This window comes from Streptomyces sp. NPDC000594 (assembly GCF_040299965.1).
Taxonomy (GTDB): domain Bacteria; phylum Actinomycetota; class Actinomycetes; order Streptomycetales; family Streptomycetaceae; genus Streptomyces.
In genome coordinates, this window is sequence record NZ_JBEPCY010000006.1 from 247,418 (window position 1) to 274,413 (window position 26,996).

Consider the following 26,996-nt stretch of genomic DNA (forward strand, 5'->3'; position numbering starts at 1 on the left):
GGCCGGCCCCCGAGACCCCCGCGCCTCAAACGCCGGCGAGGCTGAGTTTTGAGGCCCCCGCTCCTCAAGCGCCGGAGGGGCTGGGTGTTGAGGGGCTCGGCGGGGTGATGCCGATCGCCGCGAGGTTGCGGGCCTCCTCGCTGGCCGGGTCGAACGGCTTCGCCGCCGTGAGGACGATCCGCGCCTGCTCGGGGGTGATCACGACCACGTCGCGGGTGTTCCAGGGGGTGTCCCTCGGGCCGTCCACCACCGAGTCCGGGCGGAGCGCACCGCACGCCTCGACGAGGGAGTCGATCTGGCTGAGGACACACGCGAAGCTGAGGCTCATCGCCGGGGGCCGGGCCGGTAGGTTCTCCGCCGGGACGAGGAGGACGTCCTGGAAGGCCCAGCGGCGGAGGTGGACCAACTGGCCGGGGATGGCGAACAGTTCGAAGAAGCCGAGCCCACGGACCCAGAAGTCCACCGACTCCGCCAGGTCACCCGTGGGGATCGTCGCGAACGCGGGCATTCCGTAGATGCCCCGGAACGGCTCCGGCGGAACCGCGTCCGGGCCGGGGGTGGGCACGGGGCTCGTCTCAAACGCGTTGTAGTAGTCGCTCACACGCCCAAGCTCGGGCCTGACCCAACGGGAGGGTCAAGCCCGAGCGAACCTGCACCGGTACAGGAACCCACCCGCGGCTAGCGCGCCGCCGGCACCGGCACCGGCAGGGACTCCACCGCGCGGGCCAGGCTCAGCCCCCCGTACCCCTGCTCGATCTGCGTGGCGAGCAGGGCACGGACCGGTGCGATGAGGTCGGTGGGCAGCCCCTGCGCCTCCGTCGCCGCGAGGATGCTGTCCAGGCCCGCCGCGTTCATCTCCAGGCTGGAGGTGTCGGTGGAGTAGTCACCCGAGTCGATCTCCCGCGCGAAGCCGGGCAGCGCGTCGGCGGCGGCCTTCAACCAGGTCACCAGGTGCTCCGTGAGATCCGCCGCCAGGATCGACGCGGACCGGGCCAGCGCGACGGCCTGGAAGAAGCCGGCGAACATGCCGTACATCCCGCTGAGCACCGCCACATCGTGGACGGCCGCGAGGCTGGGGTCCGTACCGACGAAGACACCCCGGCCGAGGAGTCCGAGCGGCTCGCGGTGGCGCTCGTGGGCCGTGGCCGAGCCGCTGTAGAGGACGAAGGCGTCGTCGGTGCCGAGGGTCTGCGGTACGGCGTACACCGCGCCCGCCAGATAGTCGGCGCCCGCCTCCGCCGCCCAGGCGGCGAGCGCGCCGGACGGGCCGGGGGTGCTGCTGGTGAGGTTCACCAGGGTCCGTCCCTCGACCGCGCCGGCCGCCAGGGTCAGGACGGCCCGCGCGGTGTCGGTGTCCAGGACGGCGACGACGACCAGCTCGCTCGCGGCGATGGCGGTGGCGGGGTCCTCGGCCCACCGCGCGCCCCGGGCGACCAGTCCGTCGGCCCGTGACGGGGTGCGGTTCCAGACCGTGGTGGGGTGGCCCGCGTCGAGGAAGGCGGCCGCGATGGCCTGGCCCAGATTGCCGAGTCCGAGCACGGTGACGGACGGGCGGGAAGCGGTGCCGGACGTGGGGGTGGGCGTGGTGCTCATGAGGGCCTCCTGGGTGATCCGCCGTGATGCGGTGCGGTGCGGTGGGAACAGGACCAGCGTGTACGGGGGCGCTGCCGGTCCGCTGTCGGTCCGCTGCCGGTCCGCTGTCACCGACGGGGCCGACCGCAGCCGACCGCGGCCGTCACCGCGAACCGGGCGCGAGCAGGCGCGGGTTAAGGTGATCGAATGCGTTTCGGGGTGCTCGGTCCGCTGACGGTCCGGACGGCGGACGGCGGGCCGGTGACCGTGCCCGGTACGAAGGCGCGCGCCCTGCTGGCCCGCCTCCTCGTCGCCCCCGGGCACCCCGTCTCCACGGACCGGCTCGTGGACGACCTCTGGGGCGACGCCGTACCCGACCATCCGCGCAACGCCCTCCAGGGCCAGGTCTCCCGGCTGCGCGCGGCGCTGGAGCGGGCCGAGCCGGGGGCCCGGGGTCTTGTCGTCCAGGACACCGCCGGTTACCGGCTGCGGCCGGAGCCCGGGGCGCTGGACGCCGACCGGTTCGCGGAGCTGCTGCGGCGGGCCCGGGCGGGCGCGGACGCCCGGGAGCGGGTGGCCCTGCTGACCGGAGCGCTGGAGCTGTGGCGCGGTGACGCCTTCGCCGGGTACGCGGACCTGCCCTTCGCACGGGCGGCGGCCCAGCGTCTGGAGGAGGACCGGCTGACCGCCCTGGAGGACCGGCTCGCGCTCCGGGCCGGCCTCGGCGAGTACGCGGAGATCGCCGGGGAGGCGGAGGAGCTGGTCGCCGCGCACCCCCTGCGGGAGCGGCTGCGGGCCGTCCAGTTGCGGGCGCTGTACCGGGCGGGGCGCCAGGCGGACGCGCTCGCCGGGTACGAGAGCCTGCGGCGGACCCTCGACGACGAGCTGGGGCTCGCCCCGGGGGCGGAACTGGTCGCCCTGCACGGCGCGATCCTCCGGCAGGACGCTTCCCTGGACGAAAAACACCGGCGCGACGGGAGCAGCGGCCAGGCGGAGGCGGTCCCCGTGGCGGCGACCGGCCCGGAGGAGGTCCCCGTACCCCCATGGTCCGCCGGTGTCCGGCTCCCCGCGCCCGTCACCGAACTCGTCGGACGCGAGGACGCCGTGGCCGGAGCGGCCCGGCACCTCGCGGGATCCCGGCTGGTGACGCTGACCGGCCCCGGCGGGGTGGGCAAGACCCGGCTGGCCGTCGAGGTGGCGCGGCGGCAGGCGGACGGCTTCCCGGACGGGGTGGTGCTCGCGGAGTTCACCGGGCTCCCCGCCGCCCCCGGGACCGGCCCGGACGAGGTCGCCGAGGCCCTGCTGACGGTGCTGGGCGTCCGGGCGGGCGGTGACGGCGGGGCCCGGCTGTCCCCGCGTGACCGTCTGGAGCGGACCCTGCGCGAACGGCGGCTGCTGCTCGTCCTCGACAACTGCGAGCATCTGGTGGAGCCCGTCGCCGAGGTGGTGGGCGGACTGCTGCCGGGCGCGTCCGGTCTCCGCGTCCTGGCGACCAGCCAGGAGCCGCTGGGTGTCGCCGGGGAGTCGGTGCTGCCCGTACCGCCGCTGCGGCCCGCCGACGCGGTGGCGCTGTTCACCGCCCGGGCCGCCCTGCCGCCCGGTTTCACCGGCGACCCGGAGAACGCGGCAGCGCTCGCCGCCCTCTGCGCGCGCCTCGACGGTGTGCCGCTGGCGCTGGAGCTGGCGGCGGCCCGTGCGCGGAGTCTGGGCGTACACGGACTGCTGCACCGGCTCGACGACCGGTTCGCGCTGCTCTCCGGCGGCCCCCGGAACGGGCCCGCGCGCCAGCGCACCCTGCGCGCGGTGCTCGACTGGAGCTGGGAGCTGCTGGACGGGGCCGAACGGACCGTCCTGCGCAGGCTCTCCGTACAGGCGGAGGGGTGCGCGCTGGAGGCGGCGGAGGCGGTCTGCGCGGACGAGGACGGCGGGCAGGGGGACGGGGGTATCGCCGGGGGCGATGTCCTCGATCTGCTGGCCCGGCTGGTCGACCGGTCCCTCGTGGTGGTCGCGGACCGCGCCGGCGGGCCGGTGTACCGGCTGCTGGAGTCGGTGAAGGCGTACGGCGCGGAACGCCTCGAAGCGGCGGGCGAGACCGGTGCCGTACGCGACCGGCACAGCCGCCACTACGGCGGGCTCGCGCTGCGGGCCGCGCCCGGACTGCGCGGCCCGGACCAGCGGCACTGGCTGGAGCTGCTGGACGGGGCCTGTTCGGAGCTGCGCCAGGCGGTCGCCCACGCGGTACGGGAGGGCGACACGGAACGGGCGCTGCGGACGGTCGACTCGCTGGTCTGGTACTGGGTGCTCCGGGGCAGACTGGACGAGATCCGCCGGACGCTGGACCTGGTACTCGCCCTGCCGCCGACCGCGGGGGGCGGCTGTGCGCGGGTCCGGGCCCGGGTGGTGGTGTGGCGGACCGGTGTCGCCCTGCTGGCCGGGGACGCGCCGGACGCGGCCGGTGCCATCGCCGCCGCGCTGGCGCCGTACCGGGCGGACGGAGGCACGGACGATCCGGCCGGGTACGCCCGCGCGCTGTGGTTCCTGGGCGCGGCCCAGCTGGGCTCGGGTGATGTGGGTACGGGCGAGGAGCTGGCCGACGGTGCGCTGGAGCGGTTCGCGGCACTGGGCGACGACTGGGGGACGGCGGCGGCGCTGAGTCTGCGGGCGCGGCACGCGATGGCGCGCGGCGATCTGGCGGCGGTGCGGCGGGACGGGGAGCGCGGGGCGCGGCTGTTCACCGGGATCGGCGACGCCTGGGGGCGGCTCCAGACGGTCTTCCCGCTGGCGGTGCTCGCCGAGGTCGGGGGCGAGTACGAGCGGGCGGCGCGGCTGCACCGGGACGGTCTGGTGATCGCCGAGCGCCTGGGGCTCGCGGCGGAGGCGGCGAAGCGGCACACCGGTCTCGGCCGCCTCGCGCTGCTGACGGGTGACCACACACAGGCGCGCGACCACCATGAGCGGGCGCTGCGGCTCGCCCGGGAGCAGGGGCTGCGCTCGGGTGAGGCGGACGCCCGGCTGGGGCTCGCGCTGGGAGCGCGGCGGTCGGGCGATTATCCGGAGGCGGAGGGTCATCTGCGGGAGCTGCTGGTGTGGTTCCGGGAGGTGGACTACGCGCCCGGTACCGCGCTGGTCCTGGCGGAGCTGGGCTTCGTCGCGGAGCTGCGGGGCGATCCGGCCCTCGCGGCGGCCCGTCATCGCGAGGGCCTGGCGGTCGCCCGCGTCCTCGGGGACGCGCGGGCGGTGGCGCTCGCCCTGGAGGGCCTGGCGGCGGCGGACGCGGCGGCGGGCGTGTACGAGCGTTCCGCGATGCTGCTGGGGGCGGCGGGCGCGGCCCGGGATTCGGTGGGCGCGCCGCTGCCGGTGGCGGAGCGGGCGGATGTGGACCGCGCGGCGGACCGGGCGCGGGAGGCGCTGGGCGGGGCGGGGTACGCGGCGGCGGTGGCCCGGGGGAGGTCCCTCGGCGTGGACGCCGTCCTCGGCGAGGGCGGCCGTCCGGCGGGCGCCCTGGGTCATCACGGGATATCACCGCTCAAGTGAGCTGGTACGGAAGAAAACTGAGGGGCCGAAGTGTTTTCCCAGACGTAGTGTTGCCTTCGGTAACAGCCGCTCTGACCAGCAAGGATTCTTGTTTTGACGAAACTCGTTCGCGTCTCCGCCGTGGTCGCTTCCGCCGTGATCGCACCGGCGCTGGTCCTCTCCGCGCTGGCCGCCCCGGCCTCCGCCGTGGCCCCGCCGACCGGTGCGGTCTCCGCCCCGGCGGCCCCCGCCGTGAAGTCCGAGGAGGAGGACCGCATCGCGATCCTCAGGATCCTCGCGGACCCGGCGACCGGCCGAGGGCTCGCCGCCGCCGCGCAGCAGGCGCTCGACGGGACCGCCGCGGACATGCGTCACTTCCTGGAGGTCGGCCAGCACACCGCCCGCCTGGACGACGACCGGGTCCGCGTGGTCCAGATCATCAGCGCAGGCGGCAAGGGCGTGCAGCGGGAGGGCCGCGCCGCACTCGAAGCCAACACCGCCGAGGCCATCCGCCACTTCCTGGAGGTCGGCCAGCACACCGCCCGCCTGGAGGACGACCGCGTCCGCGCGGCCCAGATCATCAGCGCGGGTGGCCCTCATGTGCAGAAGGCCGGGCGGGACGCCTTCACCGCCGACACCGCCGAGGCCATCCGCCACTTCCTGAACGTCGGCCAGCACGCCGCCCGCGCCCAGGACAAGGCCGCCGAGGCCAAGGCGAAGCTCCAGGCCAAGGCCCCGGGCAAGGCGAAGGCCCAGGGCAAGGCCAAGGCGCCCCGACCCGTCTCGTCCGGGCGGCGCTGAACCGGCACCGTTCCCCCGCAGAACACCTCAGAGCACCTCAGAGCACCTCAGGGCATCGACCCCGCGTCCGGCGGGGGGGCGGTGCCCTGAGCCGTATCCGGGTGCGCGGCCGCCCGTACCCCGACAGCGGGAGTCGTGGACCGGGAGGGTCAACGACCATGACCCCGGGGGATGAGCCGTCGCCGTCGCGGCGCGGTGTCCCCGGTCCACGGCCCCTCGCCCGCACAGTATGGAGCTCTCACGTCATACGGGGGGCGGTGACCCGAGCCGTCGGGGCACCGCGACCCAGAGCGAGGAAAGCACCGATGTCACAGATTTCGATTGTCGTTCCGTGCTTCAACGAGAGTGAGGTGATCGAGAGCTTCCACACCGCGCTGACCGGTGTCCTCGAACCGACCGGCAGGGATTACGAGATCTGCTACGTGGACGACGGCAGCAGCGACCACACCCGCGCCCACCTCCAGGAGCTGGCCTCCGGCGACCCGAGGACCCGCTACACCTCCTTCAGCCGCAACTTCGGCAAGGAGTCCGCGATGCTGGCGGGGCTGCGGATGTCCCGGGGGGACGCGGTCGTCCTGATGGACGCCGACCTCCAGCACCCGCCCGCGCTGATCCCCCGGATACTGGAACTCCACGGCCACGGCTACGACCAGGTCGTCGCCCAGCGGGACCGCTCCGGCGACGGCCTGCTGCGCACCCGGCTGAGCCAGGCGTACTACCGGCTGGTCCGCCGCTTCATGGAGGTCGAGGTGGTGGACGGCGCCGGGGACTTCCGGCTGCTGTCCCGGCGCGCCGTCGACGCGCTGCTCTCCCTCCCGGAGAACAATCGCTTCTCCAAGGGGCTCTTCTCCTGGATCGGCTTCGACACCGTCACCTTCCCCTACGAGAACGTCCAGCGGGCCGCCGGACACTCCAAGTGGGGCGGCCGGCGGCTGCTCAACTACGGCATCGACGGGCTGCTCTCCTTCAACAGCCGCCCGCTGCGGGTGGCGATCCATGTCGGGCTGTGGCTCTTTGTCTCCGCCCTGCTCTACGCCCTGTGGATCGTCGGCAATGTGCTGGTGGACGGGGTGGAGACCCCCGGTTACGCCACCCTGGTCACCGTCATCGTCGGCATGAGCGGGGTCCAGATCGCCACCCTCGGGATCATCGGCGAGTATGTCGGCCGGATCTACCACGAGACCAAGAGACGGCCCCTGTATGTGATCCGGGAGACCAGCGAGTCCGGTGGCGCGGGCGGCAGGGCGCGCACCCGTTCGGGGAGCGCCCTGGCCGCGCGGACCGGCCGCCGCACCGGTGAAGGCCGGTGGTGAGCCCATGGCCATAGGAACGACCGAGCCCGAGCCCGGGACCACCGCGCACGCCCCCGAGCCCGGGACCGCCGCCACCCCCGGGACCACCGCTCCCGGGCCGGAGGGGGCCGGCCGGCTCCGGGACGGCCGGCCGCTCGCCCTGGCGGCGCTGCCCCTGGCCCTACTGGCCCTCGCCTCCTGGTACGGGCGGCACACCCGGCCCAGCGCCGACGAGTGGTGCTTCCTGCCCCATGTCCGCGACGAGGGCGGGGTGCTCGGCCTGATCGACAAGTTCTGGTCGACCGACAACGGGCGGGTCGGCAACGGCCTGCTCGTCGGTCTCTACGCCGAGTTCCCCGTCGCCGGACACCAGTGGTACCCGGTGCTCAGCGGGGCGCTGATGCTCCTGCTGCTGTGGTGGACCACCGCCGCACTGCTGCGCCGCGCCGCCGTGGCGGTCCCGCGCGGGATCCCGCTGCTGGTCGCCGGGATGGTCGCGGCGGTCTTCCTCTTCGCGACGCCCAATACGTACAAGACGTTCTACTGGCCCGCCGCCTCCGTCTCGCACACCCTGGCACCGGTGCTCTGTGTCGCCGCCGCCCTCCCGCTGCTGCGCGGACGCGGGCGCCGGGGCCGGATCGCCGCGCTGGCCGTGGCCGCCGGGGCGGGGGTCTTCATGGGGACCCTCTCCGAGGAGGCGTCGGTGGTCTCCCTGGTGGTGCTGGGCGGGGTGGTCCTCTTCGCCCCGCTGCTGGTCGCCGAGCGGGTCCGGCGGTACGTGCGGATCTGGGCGGTGACCGCCGGGGCCGGGATCGCGGTGGGCACCCTGGTCCTGCTGACCTCGCCCGGCTCGCGCCACCGCAGGGAGCGGTACGACGCCGAACGGATGTCGATGTTCTCGCCGGAGGCGCTGGGCGGGGCGTTCGAGGGGTTCCTGGAGATCCTCGGGATCGTGGTCACCACCTGGGAGTACGCGGGGGCCTTGGCCGCCGGGGTACTGCTCGGGCTGGTGGCCCGGCGCACAGCTCCGCCCGGGGCCTCTTCGGACGACGTACTGGTCCGCCCGGTGCGGGCGCGGGTGGTGCTGCCGCTGATCGCGGGGGCGTTCCTGGTCTCCGGCTATCTGTGCACGGTGATCACGTACCCGGTCTTCCAGGAGCGGGTGGTGACCACCGAGCGCACCTGGAACGACTATCTGCTCGTCTGGGTGGTCCTGCTGGTGGCGGCGGGGGCGTTCCTCGGCCACCGGCTGCGGACCCCTGTGCGGGGGGTACGGGTACGGGCCGGCACGGGGTTCGCGGCGGCGGGCCTGTGCGTCGCGGCGCTGATCGGGCTGACCCTGCCGGTGGTCGACCTCGGCGGGCGGATGGCGACCCGGGCGGAGCGCTGGGACCGCCAGGACGCCTATCTCCGGGCGGGCGCGGCCCGGGGCGAGACCGTCATGCCGTACACCCCGACCCGGGTGGGGCGGATGCTGGAACCGTTCGCGCTGCGGGGGAAGCGGAAGTGGCCCGCGCGGTGCGTGGCGGAGTACTACCGGCTGGAGCGGGTGACGTACGCGCCGGTCCGCCACTGGTGAATGACTGGCCGGGGCCGCCGCACGGCCCCGGCACCTCGGCTGATCGACCTTCGGTCAGTCGCGGAGAAAGGCCAGTACCTCGCGTTCGAACCGGTCGCCCGCCTCCAGATGGGGCAGATGGCCCACGCCGTCCAGCTCCACCAGCCGGGCGCCGGGGATCGCGGCGGCGGCACGGCGGCCCAGCACCGGGAAGTTCCCGAGCTTCGCCCGGTTCTCGGGTGTCGCGTACGACTTGCCGACCGCCGCCCGGTCCTCCTGGCCGATGACCAGCAGCACCGGCAGCCGCAGCCGGGGCAGATCGGCGACCACCGGCTGGTGGTAGGCCATCTGATAGGTCCGGGCGGAGGCCAGCGCCCAGCGCGGGTACTCGGCGCCGAGGGTGACGCGGTACCGCAGCTCGACATTCCGCTCGTACGCCCGCCGCCAATGGACCACGTACGACCGGTAGAAGGCGCGGATCCCGGCGAGGTCGGTATTGGCCAGCTCGTCGGCGAACAGCCGCTCGGTGGTGTGGGCGGGCACCAGCTCGCGGTAGTCCTCCAGGCCCACCGGGTTCGCCAGCACCAGCCGCCGGACGCGGTCCGGGTGGACCAGCGCGAAGCGCACCGCGAGCATGCCGCCCATCGAATGGCCGATCACATCGGCACGGTCGACGCCGAGATGGTCCAGCAGGGTCACGGTGTGACCGGCGAGCAGCTCGAAGGTGTAGTCCAGCGCGGGCTTGGAGGAGCGGCCGAAGCCGATCTGATCGGGGACGACGACCCGGTGCCCGGCGTCGGCGAGGGCGCGGGCGGTGGGCTCCCACGACCCGCCGTCGAAGTTCTTGCCGTGCAGAAGCAGCACGGTCCGCCCGGTGGCCGGGCCGGTGGGGGCGATATCGAGATGGGCCAGGGTCACCGTCTCGCCCTGGACGACCAGCCGGAGATGGCGCACCGGGAAGGGGGACGGGAAGCCCTCCATCGCGATGCCCAGCGGTGTGTCGTAGGAGGGGTTACGGGGGCGCGCGGGCGCGGTGGCGGTCGTCTGCCCGGTGGCGTGCCCGGCGGCGCCGAGCGCCAGGGCGGCGCCCGTGCCCGTGGTCAGAAAGGTGCGGCGGGTGTTCATGGGGATCCCTCCAGCGGTCCAAGGTCCGGCCGGTAAGGGAGAGTTGATCCGGGCGCGGCCGGTTCCGTTCCCGGGGGCCGGTCCGCCGTGGTTCAGTCCGCCGGGAGCCGGTCCTCCGGTACGGGGTAGGGGCCGCCGATCCCCCACGCCTGGTGCATCGCCGCCGCGAACGCGCCCGCGAGCCGGTGTTCGCCCGAGGGGCCGGGGTGGGTGCCGTCATAGGTGTCCCGGTCCAGCCGGTACCCCTCCGGCGCCGACGCGAGCAGCAGCGGTGACGCGGGGGTGTCCAGATCCGCCACCGTCTTCGCCAGCAGCTCGTTGAAGCGGTCGCACTCGACGGCGAAGGGCTCGTCGTCACGGGCCCGGACATTGGGGATCACCGGCAGCAGCACCATCCGCACGGCGGGGGCGGCGGCGCGCGCCCCGGCGATGAAGCGGCGGACATTGGCGGCGGTCTGGTCGCTGTTGGTGTAGAAGCCGAGGTCGATCAGGCCGAGCGAGACCAGCAGCACATCGACCCGGTGCTCGGCCACGGTCTCCCCGATCACCGGGGCCATGTGGAACCACCCCTCGCCCCACCCCGCGAGATGGCGCCGGGCCTCGGCGGGAAAGGCGGGATCGGCGTACTCCTCGGAGACGGGGGCACCCGCCGAGGTGTCGTAGAGCGCGGTCCTCGGGCCGACGACACTGAAACGGTCCGCGCCGAGGGTGGCGTCCAGATGCCGCCACATGCGATAGCGCCAGGTGTGGTCGCCGGCACAGCCGATGGTCATGCTGTCACCGACGAAGAGGAATCGCATGAGGGAAATGATGACGGATCACCCCCCGCCCCCGCGATGTGAACCCGCCCACGGCCCCTCCGGTGTCGTACGGCTGGACCTGGGGTACTTCATCCGCCCCGCACCGGAGACGGGCGGCGACCACCCCCGCGCGGAGCCCGCCTTCGCGTATCTGGTGCGGCGGCGCGAGGGGCTGCTGCTGTTCGACACGGGGATCGGTACGGGGGATCCGGGGGCGGAGGCGCGTTACCGGCCCCGGCGGCGGGATCTGCGGGCGGCACGAGTGCGGGCGGAGATCGAGGACGGCCCCGAGCCCCGAGCCGGCTCGGGCGGACGGTCTCGTAATTCCAGCCCGTCCGGCGATTGAGGACGGACCTCGGCCCCGAATCGGCTCGGGCACACGTCGGGGCCAGCCCCGAACCCCGCTCCTCAATCGCCGGAGGGGCTGATTTTTGAGGCTCCCGCTCCTCACAATCCCCCAGACTCCGTCCGGGGGTATCCCCATGAGGCTGGGTCTTCTCTGGATCGGGCGCACGGCCAGAGCGCGGGGTGACGGTGCTCGCGGGGCAGGCGTACGACTTCGCCTCCGAGTACGCGGCGGCCGAACTCGCGCGCAGGGCTGCGGTGGAGGGGCTGGAGCCGCCGCGTCCGCCGTACCGGTCCTGGCTGGACCGGCTGGCGGAGTACGACCCCCACGGCGTGTGGTTCGCCCACGACACGGCGACCTGGGCGTCGAAATTCAGCCCGTCCGGCGTTTGAGGACAGACCTCGGCCGGACGGTCGCGTAATTCCAGCCGGTCCGGCGATTGAGGACGGACCCGAGGCCCGAGTCGGCTCGGGCACACGTCGGGGCCAGCCCCGAACCCCGCTCCTCAATCGCCGGAGGGGCTTGATTTTGAGGCCCCCGCTCCTCAATCGCCGGAGGGGCTGATTTTTGAGGCTCCCGCTCCTCAAAATCTCCCAGACTCCGTCCGGGGGGGGACCCCATGAGGCTGGGTTTTGAGGCGCCCGTGCCTCAGACCCGGAAAGGGCCCCTCGGGCGCACCGCGCAGGCCGTGCCGAGGCCATGGCAGGCTAAAGCCATGCGTTCGTACTCGTACGTCACCGGTGCCGCCGCCGCGCTCATGATGCTGGCCTCGGCCGCCGCCCCGCCCGCCGTCGCCGATGATGACGGTGGCAAGGGGTTCACCATCCAGGACGAGCGGATCCGCGAGTCCAGCGGGCTCGCCGCCAGCCGTGCGCATCCCGGCGTTTACTGGACGCACAACGACCAGGACAAGGCGCGGATCTTCGCGGTCGACGGGAAGACGGGGAAGACCGTCGCGACGATCACGTTCACCGGTGTCGGGGTGCCCCGGGACATGGAGGCGATCTCCGTCGGCTCCGACGGGCGGATCTACATCGGCGACATCGGCGACAACTTCAAGGGCCGCTGGGACCATGTGTGGATCTACTCGCTGCCCGAGCCGGAGACCCTGCGGAACGCGACCGTACGCGCCACCCAGTACACCGTGAAGTACGCGGACGGCCCGCGCGACGCCGAGGCGTTGATGATCCACCCGAAGACGGGCCGCGCCTATATCGCCTCCAAGGTGGAGAACGGCGGCAAGCTGTACGAGGGCCCGGCGAAGCTCTCCCCCACCGGGACCAATGTGTTCAAGCCGGTCGGCAAGGTCCCCTGGGTGACGGACGGCGCCTTCTCCCCCGACGGCGAGCAGCTGGTGCTGCGCTCGTACTTCAGTGCCCGGGGGTACGCCTGGAAGGACGGCCGGCTCGGCAAGGACTACCGGGTCAGGGTGCCGATCCAGGGTCAGTCGGAGTCCGTGACCTATACCGCCGACGGATCCGCGCTGCTCTTCGGCTCCGAGGGCGGGCAGAGCGACGTCGAGCGGGTCGCGGTCGAGGGCGGTGACGGCAAGGGCTCCGGCAAGGGCGGGGCCTCGGCCGACGGCGACTCCGACGGGGACGGCATCGTCGACCGCAATGGCTTCACCAACGCGATCCTGGCGCTGGGCGCGCTGGCGCTGCTCTTCCTGGGGGTGCGCAAGCTGCTGCGCAAGTGACGACGACGGGGGCCGCCCGGTTCCGAAGGGCCGGTTCCGGGCGGCCTGCCGCGGACCCGCGGGGGGCGGGGTGCGCGAACGGGAAGTCCTCCGGCCGTACGGGGTCGCACGGATGGGAGGCCCGCCGTACCGGCGGAGCGGTCCGGGGACAGACGCCTCCGCTCGGTGAGGGGAAGCTAGCAGCGGATTCCGCTCGCCACGACCGGGGCACTGCGGAGAATCCCGGTGGAACGGGGCCATTCCGCCCCGGGTTCACAGGTGTTTCCTCAGCGGGACACAGCGCACGCACAGCCACAGGGCGGTTTCTGTGCGTATTCGGGTACGGGCCCCAGGCCCCCCGGGGTCAGCGCTCCCCGTCCGCCTCCACCGCCGCGCGCCGCCTGCCGATCAGCGCCTCCAGCCCGTCCAGTACCCGCTGGAGCCCGAAGTCGAAGTGGTCGACATCCCGGCTGAAGGTGTCATCGGAGAGCGTCGCCGACACCGGGTACTCCCCGGAGAGCATCGCCCGCTCCAGATAGGGCGACTGCTGCCGCCAGAACTCCTCCTCGCTCTGGCCCGTCTCCTCCTGCGCCTGGGCCGCGTCCGCCTCGGCGAGCGCCATGCCCGTGACATAGCTCTGGACCAGCAGCATCACGGAGAGCAGTTCGGGGTCGTCGAGCCCCGACGGCCGCAGCCCACTCAGCGCCATCTCCATCGCCCGCAGTGAGCTGGGGCCGAGCAGGGTGCGGGCCCGGTTGACCCTGAGCAGCCAGGGGTGGGCCCGGTAGAGGTCGCGGTAACCGTGGGCCATGGCGCGCACGGTGGTCCGCCAGACCTCGTCCCGGTCGGCGCACTCCGCGGGGGCGGCGTCGGCCGGGGGGCCGGGGTCGGTGACCCGGTCCAGCATCAGATCGAGGAGTTCGTCCTTGCCGGGCACATAGCGGTAGAGGGTCATCGTGCCGGTGCCCAGCTCGGCGGCGATCCGGCGCATGGAGACCGCGGCGAGCCCCTCCGCGTCGGCGACCGCGATGGCGGTGGCCACGATCCGGTCGAGGGTCAGCCCCGGCCGCGGACCCCGGGTGGGGCGTTCCCCCGTGCCCCACAGCAGGTCAAGCGTGCGGCTGAGGTCACCGCTGCCGCTCGTCTCGGTCGTCATGGCCTCACTTTAAACCTCGTCCGGGAATGCCGGGGAAAGCCGGTGGACAGAAACTGGGTACGGTGTACCCTCTACCGAGTACGCCGTACCCAGTTTTTATTTCCGGGGCGGTGCGCGGGCGCTGTTCGACGCCCTCAGCGACAACGGGGAGGACCCATGACCGAGTACGCCGTGCACGCGGAGGCACTGGAGAAGAGGTACGGGGAGAAGCGCGCCCTCGACGGCTTCGACCTGGCGGTCCGCCCCGGGACCGTGCACGGGCTGCTCGGGCCCAATGGCGCGGGCAAGACCACCGCCGTCCGGGTGCTGGCGACGCTGCTCCGGTTCGACGGGGGGCGGGCCCGGGTCGCCGGGATCGATGTGGCCCGCCGGCCCCGTGAGGTCCGCGGCCGGATCGGGCTCACCGGCCAGTACGCCGCCGTGGACGAGCTGCTGACCGGGCGGCAGAACCTGGAGATGTTCGCCCGGCTCTTCCACCTCGGCGGCCGGCGGGCCGCGCTGCGCGCCGCCGAGCTGCTGGAGCGGTTCGATCTGACGGACGCCGCCGACCAGGGCGCGGGCGGCTACAGCGGCGGTATGCGCCGCAGGCTGGACCTGGCCGCGTCGATGATCCTCGCCCCGGAGGTGCTCTTCCTGGACGAGCCGACGACCGGGCTCGACCCGCGCGGCCGGGGCGAGGTGTGGGAGGCCGTCAGGGCGCTGGTCGCGGGCGGCACCACGGTCCTGCTGACCACGCAGTATCTGGAGGAGGCGGACCGGCTGGCCTCCCGGATCACCGTGATCGACCAGGGCCGGGCCATCGCCGACGACACCCCCGACCGGCTGAAGGGCAGGGTCGGCGGGGACCGGATCGAGGTCGTGGTCACCGATCCCGCCGATCTGGAGACCGCGGTGGCGGCGGTCGCCCGGGTCGCCGACCACATCCCCGAGACGGATCCGCTGGAGCGCCGGGTGCACGCCCCGGTCACCGACCGGGTCGCCGCCCTGACCGATGTGGCCCGCACCCTTCAGGACCGGGGGATCGCCGTGGAGGACATCGGGCTGCGCAGGCCCAGCCTGGACGATGTCTTCATGCGGCTGACCGGGCACCGTACCGAGCGCGAGGAGGCCGCCGTATGACCGGAACCCTGGAGAAGACCGCCCCCACGGGCGGGCCCGCCACCGCCCCAGCGGTCGATCTGACCGTCCCGGGCCCCGGTGAGCGCCGGCTCTACTGGACCCTCATGGACTGCTGGAACGTGATCCGCCGGGGGCTCACCCACTACCGCCGCCAGCCCGTGCTGCTGGTCTGGCAGCTCGGCTTCCCGATCATGTCGGTGCTGCTGTACGCGTATGTCTTCGGCGGGGCGATGAAGCCGCCGGGCGACGGCGGGGACTACAAGGACTTCCTGATGCCCGGGATGTTCGTGATGACGATGGCCTTCGGCTTCATGTCCACCGCGACCGCCGTGGTCAACGACGCCGTCAAGGGGGTGATCGACCGCTTCCGCTCGATGCCGATGGCCCCCTCGGCGGTGGTCGCCGGGCGCGGCGGGAACGATCTCCTGGTCGCCACCGCCGAACTGACCATCCTGGCCGCCACCGCGCTGGCCACCGGCTGGCGCTCGGACGCCGGACTCCTCGGCACGGCCGCCGCCTTCGGACTGCTGCTGTGGCTGCGCCTCTGTCTGATCTGGGTCGGCATCTGGCTGGGCCTGCTCGTCCCCAACCCGGAGGCGGCGGGCGGTCTCTACGCGGCGGTCTTCCCGCTCACGATGATCTCCAGCATCTTCGCCCCGCCGTCCTCCATGCCCGACTGGCTGGGCGCCGTCGCCGCCTGGAACCCCATCTCCTCCACCGCCTCCGCCACCCGCGAACTCTTCGGCAACCCGGTCGCGAGCGACGGCTCCTGGATCCAGGAGAACGCCCTGCTGATGTCCGTCCTCTGGCCCCTGGCGATCACGGCCGTCTTCCTCCCCCTGGCCGTCCGCCGCTTCCAGCACCTGAGCCGCTGACCCCTGCGGCCGTACGGACGAGGGCCCCCGCGGAAGTCTCCGCGGGGGCCCTCGCCGGCGTACCGGATCAGCCGGTCACAGATGCTCGATGACATAGTCCACGCAGGCCGTCAGGGCCTGGACGTCGGACGGGTCGATCGCCGGGAACATGGCGACGCGGAGCTGGTTGCGGCCGAGCTTGCGGTAGGGCTCGGTGTCCACGATGCCGTTGGCGCGCAGCGCCTTGGCGACGGCGGTGGCGTCGATGTCGTTCTCGAAGTCGATCGTGCCGATGACCTGGGAGCGCTTGGCCGGGTCGGTGACGAACGGGGTGGCGTACTTGGACTCCTCGGCCCAGCCGTACAGCGCCCGCGCCGAGGCGGCGGTGCGCTCGACGGCCCAGTCCAGGCCGCCCTGGCCGTTGAGCCACTTCAGCTGCTCGTTCAGCAGGAAGAGGGTGGCCAGCGCCGGGGTGTTGTACGTCTGGTTCTTCAGCGAGTTGTCGATCGCGGTCGGCAGGCTGAAGAACTCCGGGATGTGCCGCCCGGAGGCGTGGATCCGGGCCGCGCGCTCCAGCGCCGCCGGGGAGAAGGCGGCGATCCAGAGGCCGCCGTCGGCGGCGAAGGACTTCTGCGGGGCGAAGTAGTAGACATCGCTCTCGGTGATGTCCACGGGCAGCCCGCCCGCGCCGGAGGTCGCGTCCACCAGCACCAGCGCGCCCTCGTCGGCGCCCGCGACCCGCTGGATCGGGGCGGCGACACCGGTGGAGGTCTCGTTGTGGGTCAGCGCGTAGACGTCGACGCCCGCCTCGGCGACCGGCACCGGGTGGGTGCCGGGCTCGGAGGCGACCACGGTCGGGTCGGCCAGCCAGGGGGCGAGCTTCGCCGCCTTGGCGAACTTGGAGGAGAACTCCCCGAAGGTCAGATGCTGGGAGTGGTTGTCGATCAGGCCATGGGTCGCGATGTCCCAGAAGGCGGTGGAGCCGCCGTTGCCGAGGATCACCTCGTATCCCTCGGGGAGCGAGAAGAGGTCCCGCACCCCCTGGCGTACCTCGCCGACCAGGTTCTTGACCGGGGCCTGGCGGTGGGAGGTGCCGAGGAGGGAGGAGCCGGTGGCGGCGAGGGCGTCCAGCGCCTCCGTGCGCACCTTGGAGGGGCCCGCGCCGAAACGGCCGTCGGCGGGCTTGATGTCAGCGGGAATCTGGATATCAGCCACGCACGGAGCGTATCCGGTCCCCGCCCGGACGGGACGCGCGGTCCGTCGGCTGAGACGGCCCGTCCACGGCGCCGGAGCCCGTCACACCCCGGGCCACCGGAGCCCGGACCCGTACACCCCGCGCGGCACAGCCGGAAAGGCGGCCGGAAGAACGACCGGAAAAGCGGCCGGAAAGATCACCCCTTCTGGTGCAGCGACAGCGCGTGCAGATGCTCCACCAGGGCGATCAGGACGAACTTGCTGGACGAGTGGTCCCGCGCGTCGAACTCCACCAGCGGCACGTCCCCCGTCAGCGCCAGCGCCTGCCGGATGTGCTCATCGCTGTGGAGCGGCCCGCCGAAGTCGTTCACCGCCACGATGTACGGCATCCCGTGGTGCTCCAGCCGGTCCAGCGCGTACCAGGCGTCGGTCAGCCGGCGGGTGTCCACCAGCACCACCGCGCCGATCGTCCCCGCGAGCAGCCGCTCCCACAGGAACCAGAAACGCTCCTGCCCCGGCGCGCCGAAGAGATAGAGGATGCTGCGGTCGTCGATGGTGATCCGGCCGAAGTCGAAGGCGACCGTGGTGGCGTTCTTGGTGGCGACCCGGCTGGTGTCCTCCATCGTCCGGCCCGCTCTGCTCATCACCTCCTCCGTGTGCAGCGGCCGTATCTCACTGACGGAGCGCACCATGGTCGTCTTGCCGACCCCGAACCCGCCGACCACGGCGATCTTCAGGGCGTTCTCCGCCTGCCCGGGCGGTACCGGGCGGCGCTCGGGCGCGGTGGCCGCTCGCGTGTCGCGGGTCATCGCCGGTGGACGGTGCCGGTCATCGAGTGTTGCCTTCCGAGGGGTGGCGGGGGCATAACTGGAGCCGTGAGTTCCTGATCAAGTGTTCGTCACTATAGGAGAGTTGGCGATCACTTTGGGCGCCACCCCCGCGCTTTGCCAAGAGCCGTACCGGTACAAGGATCGCGCCCGGCCCGTTTCATCGCCGTAAAGCGGTCCGAGCCGGGCATGCTGAGCCCCATGGCCGATCATCCGCCGGCGGCCGAACTGGCGTCCGCGCTCCGGCGCGCGCTCCGGGGAGCCGTCGACTTCTCCGTCACCGCCCGCGCTCTGACCACCATGGACGCCTCGAACTACCGTCGGGTGCCGCTCGGGGTCGTCTCCCCGTACGACACCGACGACCTCGCGGCGGCCCTGGAGGTCTGCCGTCGGTACGGCGTCCCCGTCGTCCCGCGTGGCGGCGGTACGTCGATCGCGGGCCAGGCCACTGGTACCGGGGTCGTGCTCGACTTCACTCGCCACATGAACGCCGTGGTTGACGTGGACCCCGGGCTCCGTACCGCCGTCGTCCAGCCCGGCGCCGTCCTGGACCGGCTCCGCGACGCCGCCCGCCCCCACGGCCTGACCTTCGGGCCCGACCCCTCCACCCACTCCCGCTGCACCCTCGGCGGAATGATCGGCAACAACGCCTGCGGCGCCCACTCGGTCGCCTGGGGCACCACCGCCGACAATGTCCGCGCCCTCTCCGTCCTCACCTACCGGGGGAGCGCACTACGGCTGGAAAAGAACGGTCCGCCCGGCCCGCCCGGCACCGCCGAACTCATCCGGGAGCGGCTCGCCCTGCTCCGTACCGGCTATCCGCCCGGACTCCCCCGCCGGATCTCCGGCTACGCCCTGGACGCGCTGCTCCCCGAGAACGGCCCCGACCCCGCCCGCGCCCTCTGCGGCAGCGAGGGCACCCTCGCCGTGGTCACCGAGGCCACCCTCCGGCTGGTGCCGCTGCCCGCCGCCCGCGCCCTCGCCGTCCTCGGCTACGCCGACGAGGGGGACGCCGCCGACGCCGCCGCCGGGCTGCTGGCGTACGGGCCGCTCACCGTCGAGGGCATGGCGGACGACCTCGTACCCGCCGAATCCGCCGGACACACCGGACACAGCAGAGACACCGGACGCACCGGACTGCCGCGCGGGCGCGCCTGGCTCTTCGTGGAGACCGGCGGCGCCACGGCGGCCGAGGCCCGCGCCCGCGCCGGGGAGATCGCCCGCGCGGGCGGCGCCCTGGACACCGCCGTGGTCGACGACCCCGCCACGGTCCGCGCCCTCTGGCGGATCCGCGAGGACGCGGCGGGCACCGCCACCCGGCTGCCCGACGGCACCGAGGCCTGGCCCGGCTGGGAGGACTGCGCGGTACCGCCCGCCCGCCTCGGCGCCTATCTGCGGGAGTTCCGCGCGCTGCTGGCCGCGTACGGGCTGCGCGGCGCCCCCTTCGGCCACTTCGGCGAGGGCTGTGTCCATGTCCGGATCGACCTCGATCTGCTCACCACACCCGGGATCCGCCGCTTCCGCGCCTTCTCCGAGGAGGTCGCCGCACTGGTCGTCGCCCACGGCGGCTCGCTCTCCGGCGAGCACGGCGACGGACAGGCCCGCGCCGAACTGCTGCCCAGGATGTACGGGGACGAACTCGTCCGGGTCTTCGGCGCGTTCAAGGACCTCTGGGACCCGGACGGCGGCCTCAACCCGGGCATCCTCGCCCGCCCCGCACCCCTCGACACCAACCTCCGCTTCGATGTCCTGCCCCGGACCCCCGTCGACGTGGTCTTCGGCTACCCCGGCGACGGCGGCGACTTCGCGGGCGCCGTCCGCCGCTGTGTCGGCGTCGCCAAGTGCCGTACGGAGGAGCCCGCGACGGGGTCGGTGATGTGCCCCTCGTACCGGGTCACCGGCGAGGAGGCCCACTCCACCCGGGGACGGGCCCGGCTGCTCCACGAGATGCTCGCCGGGGAGATCGTCACCGGCGGCTGGCGCTCACCGGAGGTCCGGGACGCGCTCGACCTCTGCCTGGGCTGCAAGGGGTGCCGCAGCGACTGCCCGGTCGGCGTCGACATGGCCACCTACAAGGCTGAGTTCCTCCACCACCATTACGCGGGCCGGCTCCGCCCCCGCGCCCACCACGCGCTGGGGCGGCTGCCGTCCTGGCTGCGGCTGGCGGCCCCCCTCGCCCCCGTGCTCAACCCCCTCGGGCGCCTCCGCCCGCTCGCCGCCCTCGCCCTGCGCGCGGCCGGACTCACCCCCGAACGACCGCTGCCCCCGCTCGCCCGTACCCCCTTCCGGCCCGCCGCGACCCCTGGGGACGGGCCCCGGGTGGTGCTCTGGCCCGACACCTTCACCCGGTATCTGAGCCCCGAGGTCGGCCATGCGGCGGTACGGGTCCTGGGCGCGGCCGGTATCGGTGTCGACCCGCCGCCGGGGCGGGTCTGCTGCGGGCTCACCTATCTCTCCACCGGACAGCTCGACCGGGCCCGGCGGGTGCTGCGCCGCACCCTCGACACCCTGGAGCCACGGCTGGCGGCGGGGGCCACCGTGACCGTGCTGGAGCCGAGCTGCGCGGCGGCGCTCCGCGCCGACCTCCCGGAGCTGCTGGGCGCCGACCCGCGCGCCCGCCGCCTCGCGGACGCGGTGCGCACCTTCGCCGAGACCCTGGCGGAGCACGCCCCGGAGTGGACCCCGCCCCGCCTGGACCGCCCCGTCGCCGGCCAGCTCCACTGCCACCAGCACGCCGTCCTCGGCTCCGGCCCCGACCGGCGGCTGCGCGAGAGCGCCGGGCTGACCGGCGACCTCAGCGGCGGCTGCTGCGGCCTCGCGGGCAACTTCGGTTACGAGAAGGGCCACTTCGGGATCTCCGCCGCCTGCGCCGGGGAACAGCTCCTCCCCGCCGTCCGCGCGGCACCGCCCGGCGCGGTCCTCCTCGCGGACGGCTACTCCTGCCGCACCCAGCTCGCCCAGCTCGGCGGGGTCCGCGCCCGCCACCTCGCGGAGGTCCTGGCGGACGCCCTCCCGCCGGAGACCCTCCCATCGGACACCCGCCGGCCGGACACCCGCCAACCGGACGGCTGAGGCGTTCCTCAGGGGGCGTCCCCGGGGTCGGGGGTGTCGTGGAGGCCGGTGAGGACCGTGTCCAGGGGGAGGTCCTGGTCCTTGGCGGTGGACCAGCGGTCGAGGACCCGGCCTATCGCCTCGGCGGGCTCCGCGGGGAGGCGGGCCGCGCGGAGGGTGTCGGCTATCTCGTCCATCTCGGGGCCCCAGCGCCAGGCGCGGGCGGCCACGCTGGGGAGATAGCCCGGGTCGGCGAGGATCGGCGGGCTGTGGGTACGGGCCTCCTCGGTCAGCAGCTCCGCGACCCCGTGGTGGGCGGCGAGCGCGTGCGCTATCCCCGCGAGGGCCCGCGCCGACTTCTGGTACCCGGCGAACGCCATCTTCAGCGCCGACGCCGAACCCACCTCGTCCCCGGCGGACCGCACCCGTACCCCCGTACCCGCGAACAGCGACGCCACCGACGCCACCAGCGGCGCCGCGCCCGCCAGATAGAGCCGGGCCGTGCGCCCGCCGGCCGGGGGCGGGCCGATGATCGCACCGTCCACGACCGAGCACCCCGCGAGCACCTCCGCGATCCGCCGCACCCGCTGCGGGCTGACCGCGTTGGCCTCCACGTACACCCCCCGCCAGCCCAGCGCGGCCACCCGCCCCGCGACCTCCTCCGCCGCGTGCGGAGGGCAGACCGAGAGCACCGTGGAGCCCCGCTCCAGGGCCTCGCCGAGGGTGTCGCACGGCTCCAGACCGGCGCTCCCGGCCCGCTGCCGGGTCCGCGGGGAGCGCCCCTCGGCCACCCACAGGACCCGGTGGCCGCGCGCCACCACGTGCCCGGCGAGCGGGGCGCCCATCGCCCCGGGGTGCAGCAGGACGACGGTGGTCACGTGGCGTCCCCCGGCGGCAGATCCGGGACGAACCGCTCCTGGTGCGCCGCCAGCGCCTCCTGGAGGCCCACGGCCATCGGCGAGCGGGCGCCCGGATGTCCCGCGAGCCGGCGCGCGAACTGCGCCAGCCGTTTTCGTACGCTCTCCGTGCCCCGGCGTGCATCGATCACCATCACATCGTGCACCTGCACCGCGGCGCCTTCCAGATCGCCCCGGCCCATCCGGGCCGTCGCCAGGTCCAGCCGGGCCAGCGACATCTCCCCCAGGCGGCGCTGGGCCGGGACGGCCGCCTCGAAACGGCGCACCGCGTCCGCGGCGGCGACCTCCGCGTCCGCCAACTGCTGGCGCCCGCCCAGCCAGAGCTGGGTACTGCTCAGATAGAAGAGCTGCTTCTCCAGCGGGAACGCCATCATCCCGCCCAGGGGGTCGTCCTCCGCGCCGACCCGCTCCCGCAGCCGGTCGGCGTGGAGCAGCGCCGTCAGCGCCTCCGCGCCCTGCCGCAACTGACCGTGCGCGCGGGCCCTGATCGCGGCCAGCCGGATCGCCGCGGTGCCCCGCTCGGGGACGAAGTGGGCGCCCGCGTCGGCGAGCCGTACGGCGTCCTGGGGGCGGCCGTCCCAGTAGGCGATCAGCGCCTGGAGCCCCCGGACCCAGGCCCGCAGCCCGTTGTGTCCGGCCGCCTCGCCGCAGAGGAAGGCGGTCCGCGCCTGGGTGTCGGCGGCCTCGTAACGGCCCAGGTCGAAGCTGGCGTTGGCGAGCACCCCGCAGAGGATGCCCGCGGCGAGATAGAGGTCGAGGGTGTGATGGGGCGGCTGGCGGCCCTCGATGAGTTCGAAGGCGCGGTTGCGCAGCCGCCGCACCTCGGTGAAGAGCGGGCCGACGGGCCGGTGTGGATAGGTGAGCATCATCCGCCGGATATCGGCCTCCAGTTGCTCCAGGGTCGCCGGGCCGACATTGCTGCCGTCGACCTTGACGGCGAAGTCGGCCGACTCATTGGCCGCCGCCATCACCACGTCCTCCGCCTCCTCCGCCGGGCCGCCGGGGCCGCCCCGGCCGCCGAGCACACCGGCGTACCAGGGGTCGGCGGCGCGGCGCCGGTCCACCGCCGCGCCGCCGCCGGGCGCGGGGGGTACGAAGAGCCGGTCCACGCCGACGGGCCGGAAGAGATGGGCGAGGATGCGCCGGGCCTCCTTGCGGGGCTGACCCTTGATCTCGCCCCGGGCCCAGCGGATGAACTGGCGCCGCTCGATCGTCGCCGTGGCGAGGTTCCGCGGCCCCTCCAGGGCCGCCAGCTCCCGCGCCGCCTCCTGGTAGCGGCGGCGGAACACCTCCGGGTCCCGCCATCCTCGCTGGGTGATCAGCTGCTGAAAGAGAGTCGAGCTGGGAGGCTCCATCGTGCCCACTGCCCCTTCCGGTCCGGGTTGCACGAGCCAACGCTAGACATCAACTCCCTCCGGACAAACGGGTATCCGGCGGTATCACCTGTCCGGCGACGACACGGCACAGAGCTGACGCAACACGACGTGACACGTCTCCTTCCCGACACTCGTGACGACCGGCGCGACGGGTGCAGGATCTACCTCCCCCGGTACGGCCGTGCCGGGGCCGAACAGCCGGATCGTTCATGCCGCACCGCCCACAGGCCGGATACCCCCCCTCAGGTCGTCCCTTGACGACCTGGCCCCGGCCGGAAGGAGGCCGCTGTGAGCCGCCCGGTCCCGAGCAGCGCGGGGCCGGGACGGATTCCCCCGACTCACCGCCTCGACCGAATGAGGAGTCATGAGCCCGTCGACCGTTCCGCCCCCGCCGACCTCCCGGGCCGCGACCGACCGCACCGTCGCGCCCGCGTCGCCCGTACTCGTACCCGTAGCCGCGCCTGTGTCCGTGCCTGTGCCTGTGCCTGTGCTCGTGTCCGGGCCCGTGTCCGCCGGCACCGGGCCGGCCGGCCGGCCGCCGCGCATAGGGCGGGGCCGGCCCCGCCGGTGGACCGCCGGGAGGCGGGCGCGGAACGGAGGGGTGCGATGACCTCCGAGGAGGACCGGGTGGGCCGGGTGGGCCGGGTCGTACGGGACAGGGCGACCGGGGCGGTGGGCCGGGTGATGGGCCATGTCGGCGGGCGGGTGCAGCTCCGTCCACTGCGCGGGGGGTGCGAGTGGGACGCCCTGCCGGAGGATCTGACCGCCCTGGATGTGTCGGAGACTGCCGGGACGCTCGGACTGCCCGACACGCTCGACTCCCTGGAGCCCCTGGAGCCCCTGGAGCCCCTGGAGCCTTGGGGGCCCTTGGAGCCCTTGGGTGAGATGCCGCCGGAGTGGCCGCCGCACGGCGGGATCCCCCGGCAGCCGGACGGCCGGGGCGCGGACCGCCCGTACGGCGACGGCGAGCGCGGCGGGGGCGCGGACGACGGCGGGGACGGCGCGCGGGGTCATCCGCCCCGGCCGGGCCGCCCCGGATCCGGCGGGCGGTGGCGCCCGGAGCGGGCCGCGGGGCCACTGCGCGAGATCCTGGGCGCGGCGCTCGCCCGGACCGGCGGGGCGGCCCCGGATCCCGGGGCGCTCACCCGGACCGGCGCGGTGACCGCGGACCCCGGGGTGTTCGCACAGGCCGGCGCGGCGGTCGTGGATCCCGGGGTGTTCGCCCGGGCCGGCGCGGCGGTCGGGTCGGGGCCGGTGGACCCGGGGGCGGGTGAGCCATGTCCCACCCCCTGACCCCGGAGGGGCCCGGGGAGCCCGTCCCGGACGGCGAGGGCGGTACGCGCTACCTCTGCGGCGCCACCGTCACCCTCCCGCTGCGGCTGGTCTCCCTCGCCCTGGAGATCACCCCGCACCTCCAGGGCCACCCCCTGGAGGTGGCCACCGGGCTGAGCTGTCTGCTGGAGCGGCACCGCACCGGCGCCCATGTCGACCTCGTACGGGAGCTGGACCGGCCCGGCGGTGGCGCGGTGTGGACCCCGTGGGAGGAAGGGGCCCGGCCGGAGTACGTCTGCCTGCTCCCCGACTGCCCGGCCGACAACGGCGAGCCCGGCGGCGCCAACGAGGCGTGCGCCCTCTACGAGGGGCATCCCGGCGTCCACACCTTCCACTGCGCCGACCCGGACCCGGACTCCGACCCCGGCACCGGACCCCGTCCGGACCACGACCTGGGGCCGCCGCCGCACGCGGCGCAGGGGGCCGCCGCCGGTGGCCCCGGGGTGCCGGTCTCCCCCTGAACCCCCCGACCCCCGTACCAGTGGGGTGGTACGGGGCTCACCGGGTCCCGCGTGTCAGCTCCCTGGTCAGTGCCAGGAGCCGGGGTAGCGCGGGATGGGCCGCGGTGGCCCGGTGGGCGAAGAGCACCGGCACCCGGGGGGCGTCCGGCAGCGGCCGGTAGACGACCCCCGGGTGCGGGTGTGTCTCGGCGGTGGAGACCACCGAGACCCCCGCGCCCCGCCCCGCGGCGATGGCCGCCAGCCAGTCGTCGGTGGTGCTCACCGCGACCGTGGCGGCGGGCCGGGCGCCCTCCGGCCAGAGATCGGGCGTGGTCACCCCCGACACCTCGTTGAGCACCACCGGGCCCCGGGCGAGATCCACCAGGGTGAGCCGGTCCCGGGCGGCGAGCGGACCGTCCGCCGTCACCGCCGCGACCCGCTCCTCCAGGAACAGCACCTCCGTGAGGAGCCCGGGGGCCGTGACCCGGCCGCGCAGCACCGCCGCGTCGACCTCGCCGCGCGCCAGGCCCGCCGTACGGTCGTCGATCCGCAGCAGCTCCAGAGGGGTGTCCGGCTGCTCCAGCGCCCACCGCCGGAGCAGCGGTGTGGTGGCGGCGCCCAGCGCCGACCAGGCGTGTCCCAGCCGCAGCGGGCGGCGGCGCAGCCGGTCGGGGGCGAGGGCCTCGTCGAAGGCGGCGACGGCCGCGGCGGCCTTCTCCCGGAAGATCCGGCCCTCCTCGGTGAGGGTGAGGTGATGGGTGGAGCGGTCCACCAGCCGGGCGCCGACATCCCGCTCCAGCGCGGCCAGGGTGCGGGAGACGGTCGGCTGGCTGAGGCGCAGCCGGTCGGCGGCCCTGGTCACGCTCGACTCCTCCGCGACCGCGAGAAAGCAGCGGAGATGGCGCAACTCGATGCTCATGGCCGGAGCATAGCCCCGCGCTCATACGCCGAGGACATAACCGCAGGCGCGGACGGCATTTCACAGCGGGTGGGGGTGGCCCTTAGCGTGAGGAGACGGTACGACCATCACAGCGGCCGGGCCCACCGGTCGGCATGGGTGGGGTCGGCCGGACAACGCAGGGAGACGGTGTGGACAAGGCCAGCGGCACGGTCGTGGGAGCCCCCGCCGCCACCCCGGCGGCGCCATCGGAGCCGTCGGCGGCGGACCCGGGCGCGGGGCGCGGAGCCCGGCTCGGGCCGGTGGGGCTGGTGGTCGCCGGGGCGTTCTCGGTGCAGTTCGGGGCGGCCATCGCGGTACTGCTGATGCCCCGGGCCGGGGCGTTCGGGGTGGTCACGCTGCGGCTGGTGCTGGCGGCGCTGGTGCTGCTCGTCGTCTGCCGGCCCCGGCTGCGGGGCCACTCGCGGGCGGACTGGGGCACGGTGCTGGCCTTCGGCGCGGCCATGGGCGCCATGAACATCCTCTTCTACCAGGCGGCCGACCGGATCCCGCTGGGCGCGGCGGTGACCCTGGAGGTGCTGGGCCCGCTGGCGCTCTCGGTGATCGTCACCCGCCGGCTGGTGAACCTCCTCTGGGCGGGGCTCGCCCTCGGCGGGGTCGTCCTCCTCAGCGGCGGCGGCTTCGACCGGCTCGACCCGGTCGGCGCGGTGTGCGCGCTGGCGGCGGGCGGGATGTGGGCCGCGTACATCGTCTTCAGCGCCCGCACCGGCCGGAGGTTCCCGCAGGCGGACGGGCTGGCGCTGGCGATGGCCGTCGCGGCGCTGATCAGCCTGCCGATGGGGGTGCTGGAGGCGGGCGACATCCTCCTCGACCCGGAGGTGCTGGCGCTGGGCCTCGGGGTGGCGCTGCTGTCGTCGGTCCTCCCCTACACCCTGGAGCTGCTGGCGCTGCGGAGGCTGCCGGCGTCGACCTTCGCGGTGATGATGAGCCTGGAGCCGGCGGTGGCGGCGATGGCGGGGTTCCTGGTGCTGAGCCAGGCGCTGGCGGTGACGGACGCGGTGGCTATCGCGCTGGTCATAGCGGCGAGCGTGGGCGCGGTCCGCGCGCGTAAGGTGCCCCCGGGTAAACCCAGCCGGTCCGGCGCTTGAGG

General features: G+C 74.3%; 22 protein-coding genes and 1 pseudogene. 13 read left to right on the forward strand and 10 right to left on the reverse strand.

Annotated features, from left to right (window positions below; translation table 11 throughout):
• Nucleotides 1–64 precede the first annotated feature (64 nt).
• Entirely contained in the window at nt 65–601 is a 537-nt protein-coding gene (locus ABT354_RS12325; protein ID WP_351492410.1) for a VOC family protein, read from the reverse strand.
• 77 nt (nt 602–678) lie between these two features.
• Nucleotides 679–1,593: an NAD(P)-dependent oxidoreductase gene (locus tag ABT354_RS12330; RefSeq protein ID WP_351492412.1), complete on the reverse strand. Its 915-nt coding sequence runs from the start codon at nt 1,591–1,593 to the stop codon at nt 679–681.
• A gap of 186 nt (nt 1,594–1,779) precedes the next feature.
• Between ABT354_RS12330 and ABT354_RS12335 the strand changes: the two genes are divergently transcribed.
• The 4 genes from ABT354_RS12335 (at nt 1,780) to ABT354_RS12350 (ending at nt 8,757) form a co-directional block, all read left to right on the forward strand.
• Nucleotides 1,780–5,106, forward strand: a complete 3,327-nt coding sequence (locus ABT354_RS12335) for an AfsR/SARP family transcriptional regulator (RefSeq protein WP_351492414.1) — start codon at nt 1,780–1,782, stop codon at nt 5,104–5,106.
• 93 nt (nt 5,107–5,199) lie between these two features.
• Entirely contained in the window at nt 5,200–5,886 is a 687-nt protein-coding gene (locus tag ABT354_RS12340; RefSeq protein WP_351492416.1) for an ALF repeat-containing protein, read from the forward strand.
• Between the two features lie 305 nt (nt 5,887–6,191).
• The gene (locus tag ABT354_RS12345) at nt 6,192–7,199 is read left to right on the forward strand and encodes a glycosyltransferase family 2 protein (RefSeq protein ID WP_351492418.1); all 1,008 of its coding nucleotides are present in this window, start codon (nt 6,192–6,194) and stop codon (nt 7,197–7,199) included.
• Between the two features lie 4 nt (nt 7,200–7,203).
• Nucleotides 7,204–8,757, forward strand: coding sequence for a DUF6056 family protein (locus tag ABT354_RS12350; RefSeq protein ID WP_351492420.1), 1,554 nt, complete (start codon nt 7,204–7,206; stop codon nt 8,755–8,757).
• Nucleotides 8,758–8,811: 54 nt separating this feature from the next.
• On the opposite strand, the gene ABT354_RS12355 is transcribed toward ABT354_RS12350, so the two are convergent.
• Complete coding sequence (locus ABT354_RS12355) at nt 8,812–9,861, reverse strand: alpha/beta fold hydrolase (RefSeq protein ID WP_351492422.1); 1,050 nt, start codon at nt 9,859–9,861, stop codon at nt 8,812–8,814.
• 92 nt (nt 9,862–9,953) lie between these two features.
• Nucleotides 9,954–10,661, reverse strand: coding sequence for a GDSL-type esterase/lipase family protein (locus ABT354_RS12360; RefSeq protein ID WP_351492424.1), 708 nt, complete (start codon nt 10,659–10,661; stop codon nt 9,954–9,956).
• Nucleotides 10,662–10,671: 10 nt separating this feature from the next.
• On the opposite strand from ABT354_RS12360, the pseudogene ABT354_RS12365 reads away from it, so the two are divergent.
• From ABT354_RS12365 to ABT354_RS12375, 3 genes and pseudogenes are all read left to right on the forward strand, one after another.
• Nucleotides 10,672–10,921 (forward strand): annotated as a pseudogene (locus tag ABT354_RS12365) (hypothetical protein); the annotation flags it as partial.
• A gap of 268 nt (nt 10,922–11,189) precedes the next feature.
• Nucleotides 11,190–11,399, forward strand: a complete 210-nt coding sequence (locus ABT354_RS12370) for a hypothetical protein (RefSeq protein WP_351492426.1) — start codon at nt 11,190–11,192, stop codon at nt 11,397–11,399.
• A gap of 323 nt (nt 11,400–11,722) precedes the next feature.
• Nucleotides 11,723–12,703: a WD40 repeat domain-containing protein gene (locus ABT354_RS12375; RefSeq protein ID WP_351492428.1), complete on the forward strand. Its 981-nt coding sequence runs from the start codon at nt 11,723–11,725 to the stop codon at nt 12,701–12,703.
• Nucleotides 12,704–13,046: 343 nt separating this feature from the next.
• Here the strand turns inward: ABT354_RS12375 and ABT354_RS12380 are convergent, their stop codons facing one another.
• A complete protein-coding gene (locus tag ABT354_RS12380) occupies nt 13,047–13,838 on the reverse strand; it encodes a TetR/AcrR family transcriptional regulator (protein WP_351492430.1) in 792 nt (263 codons plus the stop codon).
• Nucleotides 13,839–13,994: 156 nt separating this feature from the next.
• Between ABT354_RS12380 and ABT354_RS12385 the strand changes: the two genes are divergently transcribed.
• A complete protein-coding gene (locus ABT354_RS12385) occupies nt 13,995–14,957 on the forward strand; it encodes an ATP-binding cassette domain-containing protein (RefSeq protein WP_351492432.1) in 963 nt (320 codons plus the stop codon).
• Nucleotides 14,954–15,832, forward strand: a complete 879-nt coding sequence (locus ABT354_RS12390; protein WP_351492434.1) for an ABC transporter permease — start codon at nt 14,954–14,956, stop codon at nt 15,830–15,832. Before ABT354_RS12385 ends, ABT354_RS12390 begins: the two co-directional genes overlap by 4 nt.
• Before the next feature lie 75 nt (nt 15,833–15,907).
• Here ABT354_RS12390 and serC read toward each other — a convergent pair whose 3' ends face one another.
• Together serC and ABT354_RS12400 are read right to left on the reverse strand one after the other, a co-directional pair.
• On the reverse strand, nt 15,908–17,026 hold the full coding sequence (gene serC / locus ABT354_RS12395) for a phosphoserine transaminase (protein ID WP_351492436.1): 1,119 nt from the start codon (nt 17,024–17,026) through the stop codon (nt 15,908–15,910).
• 176 nt (nt 17,027–17,202) lie between these two features.
• The gene (locus ABT354_RS12400) at nt 17,203–17,814 is read right to left on the reverse strand and encodes a GTP-binding protein (protein WP_351492438.1); all 612 of its coding nucleotides are present in this window, start codon (nt 17,812–17,814) and stop codon (nt 17,203–17,205) included.
• Nucleotides 17,815–18,021: 207 nt separating this feature from the next.
• Between ABT354_RS12400 and ABT354_RS12405 the strand changes: the two genes are divergently transcribed.
• The gene (locus ABT354_RS12405) at nt 18,022–20,904 is read left to right on the forward strand and encodes an FAD-binding and (Fe-S)-binding domain-containing protein (protein ID WP_502983397.1); all 2,883 of its coding nucleotides are present in this window, start codon (nt 18,022–18,024) and stop codon (nt 20,902–20,904) included.
• An 8-nt stretch (nt 20,905–20,912) separates the two neighbouring features.
• Here the strand turns inward: ABT354_RS12405 and ABT354_RS12410 are convergent, their stop codons facing one another.
• On the reverse strand, nt 20,913–21,761 hold the full coding sequence (locus tag ABT354_RS12410; RefSeq protein ID WP_351492442.1) for an NAD(P)-dependent oxidoreductase: 849 nt from the start codon (nt 21,759–21,761) through the stop codon (nt 20,913–20,915).
• Nucleotides 21,758–23,155, reverse strand: coding sequence for an NsdA family TPR-like regulatory protein (locus tag ABT354_RS12415; RefSeq protein ID WP_351492444.1), 1,398 nt, complete (start codon nt 23,153–23,155; stop codon nt 21,758–21,760). Before ABT354_RS12415 ends, ABT354_RS12410 begins: the two co-directional genes overlap by 4 nt.
• A gap of 627 nt (nt 23,156–23,782) precedes the next feature.
• Between ABT354_RS12415 and ABT354_RS12420 the strand changes: the two genes are divergently transcribed.
• Nucleotides 23,783–24,469: a hypothetical protein gene (locus ABT354_RS12420; protein ID WP_351492446.1), complete on the forward strand. Its 687-nt coding sequence runs from the start codon at nt 23,783–23,785 to the stop codon at nt 24,467–24,469.
• A complete protein-coding gene (locus ABT354_RS12425; protein ID WP_351492448.1) occupies nt 24,454–24,969 on the forward strand; it encodes a hypothetical protein in 516 nt (171 codons plus the stop codon). Before ABT354_RS12420 ends, ABT354_RS12425 begins: the two co-directional genes overlap by 16 nt.
• Nucleotides 24,970–25,006: 37 nt before the next feature.
• Here ABT354_RS12425 and ABT354_RS12430 read toward each other — a convergent pair whose 3' ends face one another.
• Nucleotides 25,007–25,867 carry a LysR family transcriptional regulator gene (locus ABT354_RS12430; RefSeq protein WP_351492450.1) on the reverse strand — a complete coding sequence of 287 codons (861 nt, stop codon included), beginning with the start codon at nt 25,865–25,867 and terminating at the stop codon, nt 25,007–25,009.
• A 134-nt stretch (nt 25,868–26,001) separates the two neighbouring features.
• Here ABT354_RS12430 and ABT354_RS12435 point away from each other — a divergent pair, with 134 nt between their 5' ends.
• The gene (locus ABT354_RS12435; RefSeq protein ID WP_502983398.1) at nt 26,002–26,994 is read left to right on the forward strand and encodes an EamA family transporter; all 993 of its coding nucleotides are present in this window, start codon (nt 26,002–26,004) and stop codon (nt 26,992–26,994) included.
• The last annotated feature ends 2 nt before the right edge of the window (nt 26,995–26,996 follow it).